This window comes from Pseudomonas sp. G11-1, from assembly GCF_024031555.1.
Taxonomy (GTDB): Bacteria; Pseudomonadota; Gammaproteobacteria; order Pseudomonadales; family Pseudomonadaceae; genus Halopseudomonas; species Halopseudomonas bauzanensis.
This window is the reverse complement of the sequence record NZ_QEYQ01000001.1, coordinates 228823-244281: the sequence shown is the minus strand read 5'-3', so window position 1 is coordinate 244281 and position 15459 is coordinate 228823. Positions and strand designations below refer to the sequence as shown.

Sequence of the window (15459 nt, the reverse complement as noted above, 5' to 3'; positions counted from 1 at the left end):
GAAGAACCCATTCTTGGGCTGATCAAGAACAGGAGCATTATTGACTATGCAGGGTATGTTTCAGCACGGAGCGTTGCCTGATTCATCCGACCGGTTCAACCATCGGATTGCACGGCATCAGCTGCCTGCTTATCTGAGCGTGTATAACAGCCATACCGGGAATTTCATGGGCTCGATGGGCAATCTGTCATGTAATGGCTTTATGTTGATCAGCCCCTTGCCGGTTATGCTGGGGGTGCAATATGACATGGAGCTGCATCTGCCTTCGGTCACCGGGGAAGGGCTGCAACGAGAGAGATTCCGCGCCATCAGCCGTTGGTGTCGGCCGGACCTGACGCCGGGTCACCATGATGCCGGGTTCAGCATTGTTGACAACCTGCCTCTGTTCACCAGCCTGGCTGGCGCGCTGCAACATTATTTCACGTTCATGCACGCCGAAGATGCCTGACCCGGCGGTACAGGTTACCCTGCCGGCATCAAGAGCAGGGGAGTTGCAATGAGCAAGAGCATATTCTGGTACGACTTCGAGGCAACCGGCATCGATCCACGGCGCGATCGACCGTTGCAGGTTGCGGGTGTCCGCACGGATGAAGAGCTGAACGAGATCGGCGAGCCGCTGTGCATCGATTGCCGCATCGCCGATGACATATTGCCCCATCCCATGGCCTGCCTGGTTACCGGCATCGACCCCGCCCGGGCATTGCGTGGGCTGCCGGAAGCGCAATTCATGCATCTGCTGCATGAGCAGATGGCGCAGCCGGGGACCTGCACCGCCGGTTACAACAACCTGCGTTATGACGATGAAATGACGCGGTTCTCCCTGTACCGCAACTATTTCGATCCTTACGCTCGGGAGTGGCAAGGTGGTAACAGCCGTTGGGACCTGCTGGATGCGCTGCGTACCGCCCACGCGCTGCGCCCCGAGGGTATCAATTGGCCGCAGCAGGACGGCTTCACCAGCCTGCGGCTGGAACTGCTGACCGCAGCGAATGGCATCGACCATGGCCAGGCGCATGACGCGCTGGCGGATGTGCGGGCAACCATCGCCATGGCCCGGCTGCTGAAGCAGGCGCAGCCACGGCTGTATGCCTACCTCTATGCGCTGCGCAGCAAGCACCGGGTCGGTGACTTGATTGATCTGCAGCAGCTGCGACCGCTGGTTCATGTTTCTGGCCGCTTTGGCCGGGAGCGCAGTGGTCTGGGGTTGGTCATGCCGCTGGGCTGGCATCCACGCAACCGCAATGCCTTGATTGTCTGGGACCTGGCAGTGGAGCCGCAGCTGTTGCAGGAGTTGTCCGCCGATGAACTGTGCCAGCGACTCTATACGCGGACTGACGAGTTGGCTGCCGGCGAACAGCGGCCCGGCCTCAAGCTGGTACATGTCAATAAGTGCCCGGTACTGGCCGATGCCAAGGTGCTTCGCGCGCAGGACGTCGAACGGCTGCAACTGGATATGGATACGCAGTGGGAGCGCGCCCGGTGGCTGGCACAATGGCGGGTGGCAGGGCAGCAGAAGCTGGCGGCGATCTATGCCGAGCGACCACAGTCGGGCAAGCCGGGAGAGTCTGAAAGCGATCCTGAGACGCAGTTATACGATGGTTTCACAGCGGACGATGATCGCCGGTTACTTGCGGCTATACGCGAAGCCGATGCCGCCGCACTGACTGCGGCCCAGTGGCCACTGAAAGATCAGCGTCTGGTGGATATGCTCAAACGCTATCGCGCGCGTAACTTTCCCGACTCACTGAGCGTGACTGAAACCGGAGAATGGTTGAATTTCTGCCAGCAGAAACTCAGTGGCCAGCTCGCGGGCGCACCCCTGACGTTCGAGGAGTTCATGCGGGATCTGGAGTTGGCACTGGCGCAAACGGATGATGCGGGGCGGGAGCTGCTTGGGCAATGGCGCCAACATGCCCTGGCACTGGCTGAGAAACTCAAGGCTGGTTGACATCGCTCATTGAAAAGCCCCGGCACTGGAATAATGCCTGGGCTTTCTTTATCTGATACCACCTTCCGGAAGAATTAACCCAGAATAGTAGCCCAGCTTTCCACTTTCTCTGCGCCGTATTGCTCTTTCCAGGCTTTCAGAGTTTTATGATTGCCGCCCTTGGTTTCAATGGTTTCACCCGTGTTCGGGTTCTTGTATTGCTTAACCTTGCGTGCGCGCTTGGCAACTGCCGGAGCCTTTGCCGTTTTGCTGGCTGCTGGCTTGCTCTGCGGGTTGAGAAGAGCAACAACATCTGCTGATTCCTTGTCGTACTGCTTCATCAGATCCTGCAGCTTTTTCTCGAACTCAAGTTCTTTCTTGAGTTTTTCATCGTTGGACAGCGAGTTCAGACGCGCGGTCAGGTCGCGAATGGTATCTTCAATCTGGCGGTATTCGTGAAGCATGGACATTAGTGTCTCCCGGTGAATATTGAAAGTGAAGTAATGATAGTTTATCGCTGGCAGGATGCACAAGAAGTTGCAGGTATTAAAGGCGGGTTAACGGCAACTTTTTGTTAATGGATCAAGCAAATTATTATGTATCGAGAGGAACTCATTGAATCTGATTGCGAACATGCAGAGATAAAGCGCGGTGTCGGCTGAAATTTCCGCATGTCAGGAGTAGAATGTCTCGCTTTTGGGGCCCTGCCTCGGGGTCTGCTTTCACGTCATCCTCGCCTTGTCGAGACAGTCGGAGCGGCAACGCGGCGCGGAGCGCAGTGAAACAGAGCTTTATGATATCTGGAGTTGATTAGATGCGTACCTTTCGACTGGTAATCGCCTGCCCCGACCGGGTAGGGATTGTGGCCAAGGTCAGCAACCTGCTGGCGACTTATAACGGCTGGATTACCGAAGCCAATCACCATTCGGACAACCTGTCCGGCTGGTTCTTCATGCGCCATGAGATTCGCGCCGATTCACTGCCTTTCGATGTCGATGGCCTGCGTACTGTGTTCGCACCCATTGCCGCGGAATATCAGATGGAGTGGCAGGTGAGTGATTCGGCTGAGCGCAAGAAAGTGGTGTTGATGGCCAGCCGCGAGTCCCATTGTCTGGCGGATCTGTTGCACCGCTTCCACAGTGGTGAGCTGGATTGTGAAATAACCAGTGTGATTTCCAATCATGACGATCTGCGCAGCATGGTCGAATGGCATGATATTCCCTTTCATCATGTTCCAGTCGATCCGAAGGACAAGAAGCCGGCATTTGATGAAGTTACCCGGTTGGTGAATGAGCAACAGGCCGACTGTATTGTATTGGCGCGTTATATGCAGATTCTTCCGGCTGAGCTCTGCGAGCAATACGCCCGGCGGGTAATCAATATCCACCACAGTTTCTTGCCTTCCTTTGTCGGCGCACGACCTTATCACCAGGCAGCGCAGCGGGGGGTGAAACTCATCGGTGCAACTTGCCACTATGTAACCGAAGAGTTGGATGCCGGTCCGATCATCGAGCAGGACGTCGTACGTATCAGTCATCGGCACAATGCGGAAGATATGGTTCGGCTCGGTAAAGACGTGGAAAAAATGGTACTTTCCCGCGGTTTGCGCTATCACTTGGAAGACCGAGTACTGGTTCACGATAACAAGACCGTGGTGTTTGGCTGATAATGATATGCCATGCACCGCGCCTCGCGGGAGTACATGGCATGCTCAAGTCAATGAAGGTACGTGACTACATGAACACCGAACCGGTGACTTTTTCACCGGATACCGATCTGTTCAAAGCCGTCGATATGTTGCTGACCTACCGGATATCCGGAGCATCTGTAGTGGATGCCCAGGGGTATCTGGTAGGAGTGCTGTCGGAAAGCGACTGTCTGCGGGCGATCCTCGGCGGCAGCTATTTCGAGGAGGCGGGCGGTACTGTCGGTTCGTTCATGAGTGAGGTGGTCGAGACCATTGATGCCGATGCGAATATCCTCAAGGCGGCGGAACACTTTATCGAGCGGAACCGGCGGCGCCTGCCGGTCATGGAACATGGTCGCTTGGTGGGACAGATCAGTCGGCGGGATTTGTTGCTGGCGTTGAAATCATTCAACGACCATGGAGTACCGAAAAAGAACTGATAAACGGGATTTTACCTTTCACATAAAAGCCGCACCTTGTAAGGGAGCGGCTTTTATCACTGCCAGTTATCTGTTGACCGCTCCCTCAGGCGCTTTCAGCGACAGCCTCCGGGGCCGAGGTACGGATCAGGTGGTCAAAGGCAGCCAGTGACGCGGTGGCGCCTGCGCCCATGGAGATGACGATCTGCTTGAACGGCACGGTTGTCACGTCGCCAGCGGCAAACACGCCGGGAAGCGAAGTGGCGCCGCGTGCATCGATCTCGATCTCGCCGAAGCGGGTCAGGTTGATACCGCTGTCCTTCAGCCAGTCGGTGTTGGGCACCAAGCCGATCTGTACGAAGATACCAGCCACATCAACATCGGCGCTCTCGCCGGATACCCGGTCGGTGTAGGTCAGGCCGACGACCTTGTTACCGTCCCCACGAACTTCAGTGGTAGCGGCGTTCTTGATGATCTTCACGTTCGGCAGCGAGCGGGCCTTGCGTTGCAGAACTTCGTCGGCACGCAGGGTGTCGCTGAATTCCAGTACGGTCACATGCTCGACGATGCCGGCCAGGTCGATAGCGGCTTCGATACCGGAGTTGCCCCCGCCGATCACCGCAACACGCTTGCCCTTGAACAGCGGACCGTCACAGTGCGGGCAGTAGGCGACGCCCTTGCCGCGGTATGCCTGTTCGCCGGGAACGTTCATTTCTCTCCAGCGGGCGCCGGTAGCCAGGATGACCGAGCGGCTGGACAGGGTGGCACCGCTTTCCAGGGTGATCTCGATCATGTCGTCTGTGGTCAGCTTGGCAGCAGTCTGCTCGGTGATCACGTCGATATCGTATTCCTTGACGTGCTGCTCCAGGCTGGCAACCAGCTTCGGGCCTTCGGTGTAGGGCACGGAAATGAAGTTCTCGATACCCACGGTGTCCATCACCTGGCCACCGAAACGCTCGGCTACCAGACCGGTGCGGATGCCTTTACGGGCAGCATAGATAGCTGCTGCTGCACCAGCCGGGCCACCACCCACGATCAGTACTTCGTAGGGCTCTTTCTCGTTCAGTTCAGCGGCCTTGCGCTTGGCGGCGCCGCTGTCGACCTTGTTGACGATCTCGGCCAGCGTCATCCGGCCCTGGCCGAAGTGTTCGCCATTCAGGAAGACGGTGGGTACGGCCATGATCTGGCGGCTCTCGACCTCGTCCTGGAACAGCGCACCGTCGATCATCACATGGCTGATGTTCGGGTTCAGGGTAGCCATCAGGTTCAGCGCTTGAACCACATCCGGGCAGTTCTGGCAGGACAGGGAGATATAGGTCTCGAAGTGATATTCGCCTTCGAGGTTGCGGATCTGGTCGAGCAGTGCCGGGTCAGCCTTGGAGGGGTGACCGCCGGCCTGCAGCAGGGCCAGAACCAGGGAAGTGAACTCGTGGCCCATCGGGATGCCGGCAAAACGTACGCGCGGGCTCTGGCCGGCTTCCGCCACGCCCATGCTCGGGGTACGTTTGTTGTCCACGGCAACCAGCCCGATCTTGCTCGACATTTCAGCAATCTCGACCGCGAGTTCATGCAATTCTTTGCCCTTGGGGCTGTCATCTACGGACACGCTGATTTCAATCGGCTTGGCGATGTTCTGCAGGTACGTGTCCAGTTGCTTCTTCAGATTGGCGTCCAACATAGGTGCGTGTCCTGTAAAAGTGGTGAATTTTGGGTAAAGAAAACCCGGCCCACCAACCGCGCGCAGTGCGCCGCGGTGGGCCGGGTTGTCAGTCAGCTATTAGATCTTGCCAACCAGGTCCAGCGAGGGAGCCAGAGTGGCATCGCCTTCTTCCCACTTGGCCGGGCAGACTTCGCCGGGGTGGGCGGCAACGTACTGGGCAGCCTTGACCTTGCGCAGCAGGTCGGCAGCGTTACGGCCGATACCTTCAGCAGTGATTTCAACAGCCTGGATGATGCCTTCCGGGTCGATAATGAAAGTACCGCGGTCGGCCAGACCCATGTCTTCACGCATGTTTTCGAAGTTGCGAGTCACTACGCCAGTCGGGTCGCCGATCATGGTGTACTTGATCTTGCCGATGGTTTCGGAGCTGTCGTGCCATGCTTTGTGGGTGAAGTGGGTGTCGGTGGAGACGGAGTAGACTTCCACGCCCAGCTTCTGCAGCTCTTCATAATGGTCGGCAACGTCACCCAGCTCAGTCGGGCAAACGAAGGTGAAGTCAGCCGGATAGAAGAAGAATACAGCCCACTTGCCTTTCACGTCGGTGTCGGAAACGGTGATGAATTCGCCATTCTTGAACGCCTGAGCGGTAAACGGCTTGATTTCGGTATTGATAACGGACATTGAAGACTCCTTGTTGAGCTTTTGTCGATGGGTTGGAAACGATGTCTATAGTAGGGCTGTTCGACGGATACTTAAAATAAATTCAATCTAAGCACCGGATAGCTTTTCTCTATGTGGGGATAGGGTGACGCTATTTCAACTTGGATCAATTAAATTGATCTAGGTCAATTAATAGAATTCACCGTATGAATCATGGTGATTCAGCCCCTGATACAAGATAGCCAGAATTTCATCCAACTCCTAGCCTTGAGAGTAAGCCCCTCGCATGTCGGTTCAATGAATGCGGGATTCACTTCATGAGGAGATAACGGGATGGATTTTGCCTACAGCGCTGAAACCGAAGCGCTTCGCCAACAGGTTCGTGGTTTTCTGGACCAGCACATTGTACCGCGTCTTGCGCAGTGGCACAGGGATGTTGCTGCCGGACAGTTTCCGGTGTCCTTCATGGCGGATCTGAAGGCCCTGGCCAGGGAAGAGGGCCTGTGGAATCTGTTTCTCCCGTCGCTGCACGCTGACGAGCTCGGCAGGGGCCTGAGCAATCTCGAATACGCACCTCTGGCGGAAATCATGGGCCGGGTCAGTTGGGCCTCGGAGGTGTTCAACTGCAATGCTCCGGATACCGGCAACATGGAGCTGTTGCATATGTTTGCCACGCCCGAGCAGAACGAGCGCTGGTTGCAGCCGCTGCTCAATGGCGAAATCCGCTCGGCCTTTGCCATGACCGAGCCGGATGTGGCCTCGTCCGACGCCAGCAATATCCAGACGCTGATTCGCCGCGAGGGCGACGAATATGTGATCAACGGCCGCAAGTGGTTCATTACCAATGCCTCGCATCCTGACTGTGCCTTCCTCATTGTCATGGGCAAGACTGACCCGGAGGGCGAGCCGCGACGCCAACAGAGCATGGTCATCGTGCCGTTCGATACCCCCGGTGTGGAGCTGGTGCGCAACATCCCGGTCATGCATCACCTCGCGCCGGAGGGGCACAGTGAGTTGGTGTTCCGTAATGTGCGGGTGCCTGTGGCAAACTTGCTGGGCGGCGAGGGTGACGGTTTCATGATGGCCCAGGCACGCCTCGGGCCGGGCCGGGTGCATCACTGCATGCGTGCCATCGGCATGGCCGAACTCGCATTGGAGTTGATGGTGGACCGTGCCCAGGAGCGCAAGACTTTCGGTCGTTACCTGCACCAGCATGGCAGCATTTCCGAATGGATCGCCCGCTCGCGGATGGAAATCGAACAGGCGCGGCTCCTGGTATTGAAGACTGCCTGGATGATCGACAACGTCGGCGCCCGGGGCGCACGCAAGGAAATCGCCATGATCAAGGCGGTGGTGCCCGGCATGCTGAACCAGGTGGTGGACCGTGCCATGCAGGTTTTCGGCGCCATGGGGCTGACGCCGGACACGCCGCTGGCCGACCTGTGGATCAGCTCGCGCTGCCTGCGCATTGCCGATGGCCCTGATGAGGTGCATTTGCGCAGCATCGCCCGCCTGGAAATCGACGACGGGCAGGACCGTCGGGGTAGCAGCAGTGATTATCTGACGCCGGCGGATGTGCTGCGGGCCAGATAAGCCGTCGCATCGAGCTCCTGGGAACGTCAAGCACCAGCTTGATGAGCGGAGTTAGCCGTCACCCAAAGTACTCCGGTTGGCCTCGCATGGACGAGCTGGTGCTCGTCCCTCCCAGAGAGCCGTTGCCTTGACCTTGATCAAAGACCTTTAACGCCATCCGGCGCACAGTCTCGGGCTGACTTTGATCACAGGGAGTTCCCATGCAACTGGTCTGTCCCGCAGGCAGCCTGCCCGCCCTCAAAGCGGCGGTGCGACAGGGTGCCGATGCTGTCTATACCGGGTTTCGCGATGATACCAACGCCCGCCACTTCGCCGGTCTCAACTTCACCGACAAGCAACTGCAACAGGGGCTTGAACTGGTTCGCAAGGAAGGCCGGCAGCTCTACATCGCAGTCAATACCTATGCGCTGCCGGATGGCTGGCGGCGTTGGCAACGGGCGGTGGACCAGGCCGCAGATCTGGGCGTCGATGCGCTGATCGTCGGCGATCCCGGCGTCATGGCCTATGCCTGCAAGCATTACCCCAAGCTGAATCTGCATCTGTCGGTGCAGGGCTCGGCTACCAATGCCGGAGCGCTGAGCTTCTATCACGAGCAGTACGGGATTCGCCGTACGGTTCTGCCGCGGGTGCTGTCACTGAATCAGGTGAAGCAGGTAGCGGCTTCCAGCCCGGTGCCGGTGGAAGTCTTCGCCTTTGGCAGTTTGTGCATCATGGCCGAGGGGCGCTGTCATCTGTCGTCCTACGTCACTGGCGAGTCGCCGAACCTGTGCGGGGTGTGCTCACCTGCCAGTGCGGTGCGCTGGCAGGAGGAGCCCGACGGGCTCACATCTCGGCTCAGTGGGGTACTGATCGACCGTTATCAGCCGGAGGACGCTGCCGGTTACCCGACGCTGTGCAAGGGCCGTTTCATGGTTCATGGCAAGCGTTTCCATGCGCTGGAAGAGCCGACCAGCCTGAACACCATGGATCTGATTCCCGAGTTGGCCGCCATCGGCGTCACGGCGGTCAAGATCGAAGGTCGCCAGCGCAGCCCTGCCTATGTGGAGCAGGTGGCCGGCGTCTGGCGCAAGGCACTGGACAGCTATCAGGTCAACCCGCAGCGTTTTGCCGTGGAAGACAGCTGGCGCCGGGTACTCGATGGCGTATCCGAAGGTAGCCAGACCACCCTGGGCGCTTATCACCGCGCCTGGCAGTAGGAGTGAACAACATGAAACTGACCCTGGGTCCGATCCTGTTCTACTGGCCACGCCAGCAGATCATGGATTTCTACGCCGACATGAGCGAGCAACCGCTGGATGTGATCTATCTGGGCGAAACCGTCTGTTCCAAGCGCCGGGCCTTGTCGCTGGATGACTGGATCGGTCTGGCCCGCGATGTGCGCGAGGCCAGTGGCGCCGAGGTGGTGCTGTCGGGACTGGCACTGATCGAGGCGGCGTCCGAACTGTCGAGCCTGCGCCGGTTGTGCGACAACGGCGAGATCAAGGTCGAGGCCAACGATATGGCCGCGGTGCATTATCTGAGCCGCAAGGGCGCCGAGTTCGTCGGCGGTCCGTCGCTGAACGTATATAACGCCTTCGCCCTGGAAGAACTGACCCGTAACGGCCTGACCCGCTGGGTGCCGCCGGTGGAGTGTTCCGCGGACCTGCTGGCGGCCCTGATGCAGCAGGCGCAGCAGAATCAGCTGGCGTTGCCGGAAATCGAAGTGTTCGCCTGGGGGCACCTGCCGCTGGCCTATTCCGCGCGCTGCTTCACTGCCCGGGCCGAGAATCTGCCCAAGGATGATTGCGGTTTCATCTGCCAGAACTACCCCGAAGGCGTGCCGTTGACCAGTCAGGAAGGGCAGCCGGTATTTACCCTCAATGGCATCCAGACCATGTCCGCCACCCCGACCAATCTGCTGACCGAGTACCCGCGCATGCAGCGCATGGGCATTGACGCCTTGCGTCTGAGCCCCCGCGCTCGGGACATGGCGCAGGTGGTGGAGATGTTCGATGCGGTGCGCCAGGGTGTTCAGCCACCCTTGGCAGTGGATGGTTGCAATGGTTACTGGCATGGCCAGGCAGGTATGTTACGGGTCGAGGAGGTGGGGTTATGTTGAATGCCGCACAATTGTTGTTGCGCGTCGGTGAGCCAGTGTTGCCCTTGAGTCGGCATGTGCCGTTCTTCATGCAGCGACTGGTGATCGAGAAAGCCATGGCGCGGCTGTTCTCCCAGCCGCTGGCGGAGGGGGAGTTCGATGTGTTGCAGGGCCGCTGGATGCGTATCGAGGTCACTGATCTGGGGTTGGCCTGGAGCCTGACGCGGGCCGGGAAGGGGTTGCGCCTGGCACAACACTCACCGGTGGATGTGTGCATCCGCGGCAACTGGAAGGAGTTTCTGCTGCTGGCCAGCCGGCAGGAGGATCCGGATACCCTGTTCTTCCGCCGCCGGTTGATCATCGAGGGCGATACCGATCTGGGGCTGGCGATCAAGAACCTGGTCGACAGCCTGGACTCGGACCTGATGCCGCCCCGGTTGTGGCAGTTGATTGGCTGGTTAGGGGCAGCAGCGAAGGCGGAGCAGGACGGCCTCCATACCTCTGTCAGTCGGGCCTAGAAGCCCGGCGTTGCGCAAGGTGGCTCATCGCTCGGCGCAATATATGCCCGAGCTGCTTGTCGAAATGCAGCGCCCTGATCCATCAGGCGCTACGCCTGCGAGATCACCGCCTCCCCACCCTTGTCGTCGAGCGGGTGCTCAACAGCCCGAAAGGCCGTTGCGCGGGCTCAGATATTGAATAGCGCCGCAGCACCCAGCACCAACACCAACCAACCACTGACCGTCCAGCGGAGCCACTGCGGCGCGCTGCGCAGGTCCATGAACTGATCGATCAGCCATTGGCCCTTGACCAAGGTCAGTGCCAGCACGCAGACGACCACCCAGGTGCCATCGAAGCTGTGACCGAGCCACCAGCCGATCAGGGTGAGCAGCAACAGGCCGGCGAGGGCGAATTTCAGCAGATGTTTCATGACGTACCTCATCAGGGCAGGACGTACAGCAGGGGAAACAGCACCAGCCAGACCAGGTCGACCATATGCCAGTAGCTGGCCGCCGACTCGCCGGCCATGCGCACTTTCTCCTGGTTGGCATAGTGGCCTGCGCGGCTGCGCTGGGCGACCACCAGCAGGATGGCCATGCCGATCAACACATGGGCCATATGAAAGAAGGTGGTGAAGAAATAGAAGAAGTAGAAGGTATCGGTGCGCAGGTTGTAGCCGTCGCCGAACAGGATGCCGTATTCGGTGATCTTGATAGCCACATAGGCCAGCCCGCAGAGCGCCGCCAACACGAACCCCCGACTCAGCGCGCGCTGGTCGCCAGCTGCGGTGCGCTTGACCGCGTTGGCGGCGAAGTAGCTGCCGGTCAACAGGATCAGCGTATTCACCAGCCCGGCCTCTGGGTGCAGGGTGGCGATGCCGGCGCTGAACATCTCGTTCCAGTGGCCACGGGCGAAGGCCATGCTGCCCAGTAACAACAGGAATGCCAGCAGCTCGGCGAGAATGAAGCACCACATTGCCAGATCGCCCGGCAGGTGGCGGGTTTGTACCTGCTTGTCGGCTTCAATGACAGTGGACTCGGCACTGGACATCAGTTGGCCCTCCCGGTCAGCAAGAGATAGAGTTTCGGCAGCAGGCTCGGCAGTTCCGCAGCCTGGTGAATCAACTGGTAGCGCTGCTGGCCGAACAGGTAGGGCAGGTAGTCGGCGGCCTGCTGGTCGATGGTCACGCAGAAGGGCTGGATGCCGGCCTGCCGTGCTTCCAGCAAGGCCTGCCGGGTATCTTCCATGCCGTAGCGCCCCTCATATACATCCAGATCATTGGGTTTGCCATCGGTCAGCAGCAACAACAACCGCTGCTCGGCAGGCTTGTCCTTGAGGATGTCGGTGGCCTGGCGGATAGCCGCACCCATGCGGGTGTAGTAGCCCGGTTTCAGCGCCTTGATCCGACCGTGAATGGCCTCGCCCCAGGGTTCGGCAAAGTTCTTGATCAGGTTGAAGCGCACATGGTCACGGCGGCGGGATGAGAAGCCGTACATGGCAAAATCATCCTGGCCGGCGTCCAGCGCCTCACCCAGCAGGTGCAGGCTGTCGCGAATCACCTCGATCACCTGATGGGTATTGTCTGCCCAGGCTTCGGTGGACAGCGAAAGGTCGGCCAGCACCAGGCAGGACAGGTCGCGATGACGGGCGGTTTCCCGACGCCACAATGCCGGGTGTGAACTGGCTCGGCCACGGCGCACTTGCGCTGCGTGATGCAGGCAGGCGTCCAGGTCGAGCAGGGTGCCGCTGGGCTGGCGCTTTTCCCAGACGCGCTGGGGCCGCAGCCCTTCGAAGCGTTGCCGCAGGCTGTTGGCCAGTGCCCCCAGGCGTTCCGGCATGGGCGCGGGCTCGGCGTTACGGGGCAACATGGGAATTACCCGGCAATGGTTGTCCTTGAGCTGCTGCTGCTTCCAGTCCCACTCGGGAAACAGACAGCCGTCGGTCAGCGGAATGTCATCTTCCGAGGCGGACGGCAGGTCCATGTCGAGCTTGATGCGCGAGGCGCTGGTGCTGGGGTTGCGCGACAGGGTCAGATAATCCAGGTCCTCGGCAATGCGCTCGGCATCGTCGTCATCCTGGTCATCCTCGCAGCGATCGACGGGCACGAACTCGGACCAGGAAAACAGACTTTCCAGACGGAAGATCATCAAGCCATTGCGCTTGTTCGGATCGTCGATATAACGGCCCTGCTTGCGCTGTTTGCTCTGACGGACCTTGCCGTTGCCGTTGGATTCGCCGTCCTTGCCGTCATCGTTTGCGGCGGACGGAATCGACCGGACTTCTTCGGCGCGCGGATAAAGCCACAAGGGTACCGGCCAGGGTTCGCCCGGGGCGGCGGGCAGCCGGGACAGATTATCCGGTGCCAGTAATGCTGCCTGCAGCACGGCTTCCCGCGCAGCCTGGATGGCGGGTAGCTTGCGCTGGGCACGGCGGATATCGACCAGGCATTCGGCGAGGCGCTGGTACAGGCAGGTCAGTCCGGGGTAGGCAGCCAGCGTCTTGAGAACCAGCTGCTGGTTGGCCTGCAGCCAGTCGTCGCTGGTATCGCTTTCGGCCAGACTGGCCATGGCGGTCAGCCACAGATAGAGGTCGCGGTTCATGCGCTTGTCGGGGAATACCGCCAGGCTCTCCGGTACGCGCAAGGCGTCGGTTTCACGCCAGGCCAGCGCATGGCGGCGGCCGGTACCGGCCAATCGATGGGCCAGGGGGCGCCAGGTATTGATACTGCGTTCGGTGCTGGCCTTGATGGTCAGCCCCGGGTCGCCACTGAGAGCGCGAAAGACCATGGCCAGGCGCGGGCCCTCGTCATCGAGGTGGATCTGCGCTGCGGGAAAGCCATTGCCGGCCAATCGGGTGATCAGCTTGTGCCAGCGGATACCTACGGCTTCTTCCATTGCATTTCTCCCAGTGGTCGAAGTCGATCCCGGCCGTGGCCGGTATCGAAGAATGGGGCGCTGCGGTGAGCAGCGCGGTACTGCAGCCGGCATCGGGCGGGTGCCCGACGCCGGTATTTCAGATCAGGCGGCGCTCATCAGTGCAGGGGCATCCTCACGGGTGGAGCGGGCCACGAGGAAGCTGTACAGGTACATGCCCAGGCCGACGGCAAAGCCGAGGCCAGCGAACAGGCGTAGCCAGTACACGGTCATGATGGCGTCCTGGGTCTGCATGTAACCGAGGGCTCCAGCTGATTCGGGCAGGCGCTGCAGTTCGATCTGGATCCAGCCGGCCCAGGTCAGCAGCAGGGTGATGGCCAGCATGCTCAGACTCATTACCCAGCAAGACATGATCTCCAGACGCTGGGCCTGCGGGCTGCTGCATTCATTGCCGTGCAGTTTCGGCCAGGCGTAGGAGATGATGGCCATGGCAATCATCGCGTAGGCGCCGAAGAAAGCCAGGTGACCGTGGGCTGCCGTGAGCTGGGTACCGTGGGTGTAGTAGTTGACCGGAGCCAGAGTATGCAGGAAGCCCCATACGCCGGCGCCGAGGAACGCCATGATGGTGCAGCCGACAGCCCAGGTGACGGCGGCCTTGTTCGGATGCTCGCGACGACGCTGTTTCAGCATGCTGAAGGCGAACACCATCATCATGAAGAAGGGCAGCGGTTCGATGGCGGAGAAGATCGAGCCGATCCACAGCCAGTACGCTGGCGCACCGATGAAGAAGTAGTGGTGACCGGTCCCCAGGATGCCGGAGATCAGGGCCATGGCGATGATCAGGTACAGCCATTTTTCCACGACTTCACGGTCGACACCGGTGGTCTTGATCAGAATGAAGGCCAGGATCGCACCCAGGATCAGTTCCCAGACGCCTTCCACCCACAGGTGCACGACCCACCACCAGAAATACTTGTCCATCACCAGCGAGGTCGGGTTGTAGAAGGAGAACATCCAGAACACCGCCAGACCGATCAGCCCGGTGAGCAACACCATGTTCACCACGGTCTTGCGGCCCTTGAGCACGGTCATCAGGATATTGATGATGAAACCCACGCAGACCACCGCGATGCCGATCTTGGTAATGGTCGGTTGTTCGAGGAACTCGCGTCCCATGGTCGGGAAGTATTTGTTCCCGGTGATTTCCGCCAGGGTCGAGTAGGGCACCAGCAGGTAGCCGAGAATGGTCAGCACCCCGGCCGCGGCGAAGATCCAGAACAGCGCGTAGCCGAGCTTGGGACTCCAGAGTTCAGTCTGGGTTTCCTCCGGTACCAGATAGTAGGTGGCACCCATGAAGGCGAACAGCAACCAGACGATCAGCAGGTTGGTGTGCACCATGCGGGCCACGTTGAAGGGGATTTCCGGAAACAGGAAATCGCCGATGATGTACTGCGTGCCGAGGATCAAGCCGAACACGATCTGACCGACGAACAAGAGCATGGCAAAGGCAAAATAGGGTTTTGCCACCGCCTGTGAAGCGTATTTCATGATGTGATTCCTTATGCTGTCAGAGTGTGGTCAGGGTGTCAGCCTTCCTTGTTCGGCGGCCAGCCGTTGGTATCAATGCGCGATGACCAGATCAGGAACTCGGCCATGGCATTGAGCTCCTCATCGCTGAGATGGAACTGGGGCATCTGCCGACGGCCTTCCACACCGGTGGGCATGGCCTTCATCCAGGCACCGAAGTAGGCCTTGAACGCTGCCTCGTTATCCATGCCGCGCCGCTGAAACACGTTGCCCAGCTCCGGCGCGAAGTACGCTCCTTCGCCCATCAACGAGTGGCAACCGACGCAGTTGTTCTGCTCCCACAGCTCCTTGCCATGGGCGACTTCGGCGGTCAGTTGGTCACGGTTCTCCCGTTCCGGGATCGCCGTGACGGTATCTACCGTCAGGCCAATGAACAGCAGCATGAAAAACATGCCGCCACCGTAGTAGATGTTGCGGGCCATGCCCTTGGTAAAGCGCTCCGACATGTTGATCTCCTCGGGTTATGCGGATTGCATGC

General features: G+C 59.6%; 16 protein-coding genes. 8 read left to right on the top strand and 8 right to left on the bottom strand.

Features of this window, described 5'->3' with window-relative positions:
• Positions 1 to 46: 46 nt before the first annotated feature.
• Both DHB74_RS01155 and sbcB read left to right on the top strand, forming a co-directional pair.
• Positions 47 to 448 (top strand): hypothetical protein, encoded by a 402-nt coding sequence (locus DHB74_RS01155; protein ID WP_083392387.1) that lies wholly within the window; start codon positions 47 to 49, stop codon positions 446 to 448.
• Between the two features lie 48 nt (positions 449 to 496).
• The gene (gene sbcB / locus DHB74_RS01150) at positions 497 to 1948 is read left to right on the top strand and encodes an exodeoxyribonuclease I (RefSeq protein WP_036988868.1); all 1452 of its coding nucleotides are present in this window, start codon (positions 497 to 499) and stop codon (positions 1946 to 1948) included.
• Positions 1949 to 2022: 74 nt separating this feature from the next.
• On the opposite strand, the gene mvaT is transcribed toward sbcB, so the two are convergent.
• On the bottom strand, positions 2023 to 2397 hold the full coding sequence (gene mvaT, locus DHB74_RS01145; RefSeq protein ID WP_499160603.1) for a histone-like nucleoid-structuring protein MvaT: 375 nt from the start codon (positions 2395 to 2397) through the stop codon (positions 2023 to 2025).
• Between the two features lie 344 nt (positions 2398 to 2741).
• Here mvaT and purU point away from each other — a divergent pair, with 344 nt between their 5' ends.
• Both purU and DHB74_RS01135 read left to right on the top strand, forming a co-directional pair.
• Positions 2742 to 3593, top strand: a complete 852-nt coding sequence (purU, locus tag DHB74_RS01140) for a formyltetrahydrofolate deformylase (protein ID WP_074778160.1) — start codon at positions 2742 to 2744, stop codon at positions 3591 to 3593.
• A 41-nt stretch (positions 3594 to 3634) separates the two neighbouring features.
• Positions 3635 to 4054 carry a CBS domain-containing protein gene (locus tag DHB74_RS01135; protein ID WP_036988872.1) on the top strand — a complete coding sequence of 140 codons (420 nt, stop codon included), beginning with the start codon at positions 3635 to 3637 and terminating at the stop codon, positions 4052 to 4054.
• 85 nt (positions 4055 to 4139) lie between these two features.
• Here the strand turns inward: DHB74_RS01135 and ahpF are convergent, their stop codons facing one another.
• Together ahpF and ahpC are read right to left on the bottom strand one after the other, a co-directional pair.
• Positions 4140 to 5711 (bottom strand): alkyl hydroperoxide reductase subunit F, encoded by a 1572-nt coding sequence (gene ahpF / locus DHB74_RS01130; RefSeq protein ID WP_499160602.1) that lies wholly within the window; start codon positions 5709 to 5711, stop codon positions 4140 to 4142.
• Positions 5712 to 5810: 99 nt separating this feature from the next.
• Positions 5811 to 6374: an alkyl hydroperoxide reductase subunit C gene (gene ahpC, locus DHB74_RS01125; RefSeq protein ID WP_036988874.1), complete on the bottom strand. Its 564-nt coding sequence runs from the start codon at positions 6372 to 6374 to the stop codon at positions 5811 to 5813.
• A 312-nt stretch (positions 6375 to 6686) separates the two neighbouring features.
• Between ahpC and DHB74_RS01120 the strand changes: the two genes are divergently transcribed.
• From DHB74_RS01120 to ubiT, 4 genes are all read left to right on the top strand, one after another.
• Entirely contained in the window at positions 6687 to 7946 is a 1260-nt protein-coding gene (locus tag DHB74_RS01120) for an acyl-CoA dehydrogenase family protein (protein WP_499160601.1), read from the top strand.
• Between the two features lie 200 nt (positions 7947 to 8146).
• Positions 8147 to 9142 carry a ubiquinone anaerobic biosynthesis protein UbiU gene (gene ubiU / locus DHB74_RS01115; RefSeq protein WP_499160600.1) on the top strand — a complete coding sequence of 332 codons (996 nt, stop codon included), beginning with the start codon at positions 8147 to 8149 and terminating at the stop codon, positions 9140 to 9142.
• A gap of 11 nt (positions 9143 to 9153) precedes the next feature.
• Positions 9154 to 10044 carry a U32 family peptidase gene (locus DHB74_RS01110; protein ID WP_499160599.1) on the top strand — a complete coding sequence of 297 codons (891 nt, stop codon included), beginning with the start codon at positions 9154 to 9156 and terminating at the stop codon, positions 10042 to 10044.
• Positions 10038 to 10541 (top strand): ubiquinone anaerobic biosynthesis accessory factor UbiT, encoded by a 504-nt coding sequence (ubiT, locus tag DHB74_RS01105; RefSeq protein WP_499160598.1) that lies wholly within the window; start codon positions 10038 to 10040, stop codon positions 10539 to 10541. The genes DHB74_RS01110 and ubiT overlap by 7 nt, the downstream gene beginning before the upstream one ends.
• A gap of 167 nt (positions 10542 to 10708) precedes the next feature.
• Here ubiT and DHB74_RS01100 read toward each other — a convergent pair whose 3' ends face one another.
• The 5 genes from DHB74_RS01100 to DHB74_RS01080 all read right to left on the bottom strand — a co-directional run bounded on the left by DHB74_RS01100 (position 10709) and on the right by DHB74_RS01080 (position 15427).
• Complete coding sequence (locus DHB74_RS01100) at positions 10709 to 10951, bottom strand: cytochrome C oxidase subunit IV family protein (protein WP_499160597.1); 243 nt, start codon at positions 10949 to 10951, stop codon at positions 10709 to 10711.
• 11 nt (positions 10952 to 10962) lie between these two features.
• On the bottom strand, positions 10963 to 11571 hold the full coding sequence (locus DHB74_RS01095; RefSeq protein ID WP_136869686.1) for a cytochrome c oxidase subunit 3: 609 nt from the start codon (positions 11569 to 11571) through the stop codon (positions 10963 to 10965).
• Positions 11571 to 13415 carry a nitric oxide reductase activation protein NorD gene (locus DHB74_RS01090; RefSeq protein WP_280164413.1) on the bottom strand — a complete coding sequence of 615 codons (1845 nt, stop codon included), beginning with the start codon at positions 13413 to 13415 and terminating at the stop codon, positions 11571 to 11573. The genes DHB74_RS01095 and DHB74_RS01090 overlap by 1 nt, the downstream gene beginning before the upstream one ends.
• Before the next feature lie 123 nt (positions 13416 to 13538).
• Positions 13539 to 14942 (bottom strand): cbb3-type cytochrome c oxidase subunit I, encoded by a 1404-nt coding sequence (locus tag DHB74_RS01085; RefSeq protein WP_036988880.1) that lies wholly within the window; start codon positions 14940 to 14942, stop codon positions 13539 to 13541.
• Between the two features lie 38 nt (positions 14943 to 14980).
• The gene (locus DHB74_RS01080; RefSeq protein WP_036988881.1) at positions 14981 to 15427 is read right to left on the bottom strand and encodes a c-type cytochrome; all 447 of its coding nucleotides are present in this window, start codon (positions 15425 to 15427) and stop codon (positions 14981 to 14983) included.
• Between the last annotated feature and the right edge of the window lie 32 nt (positions 15428 to 15459).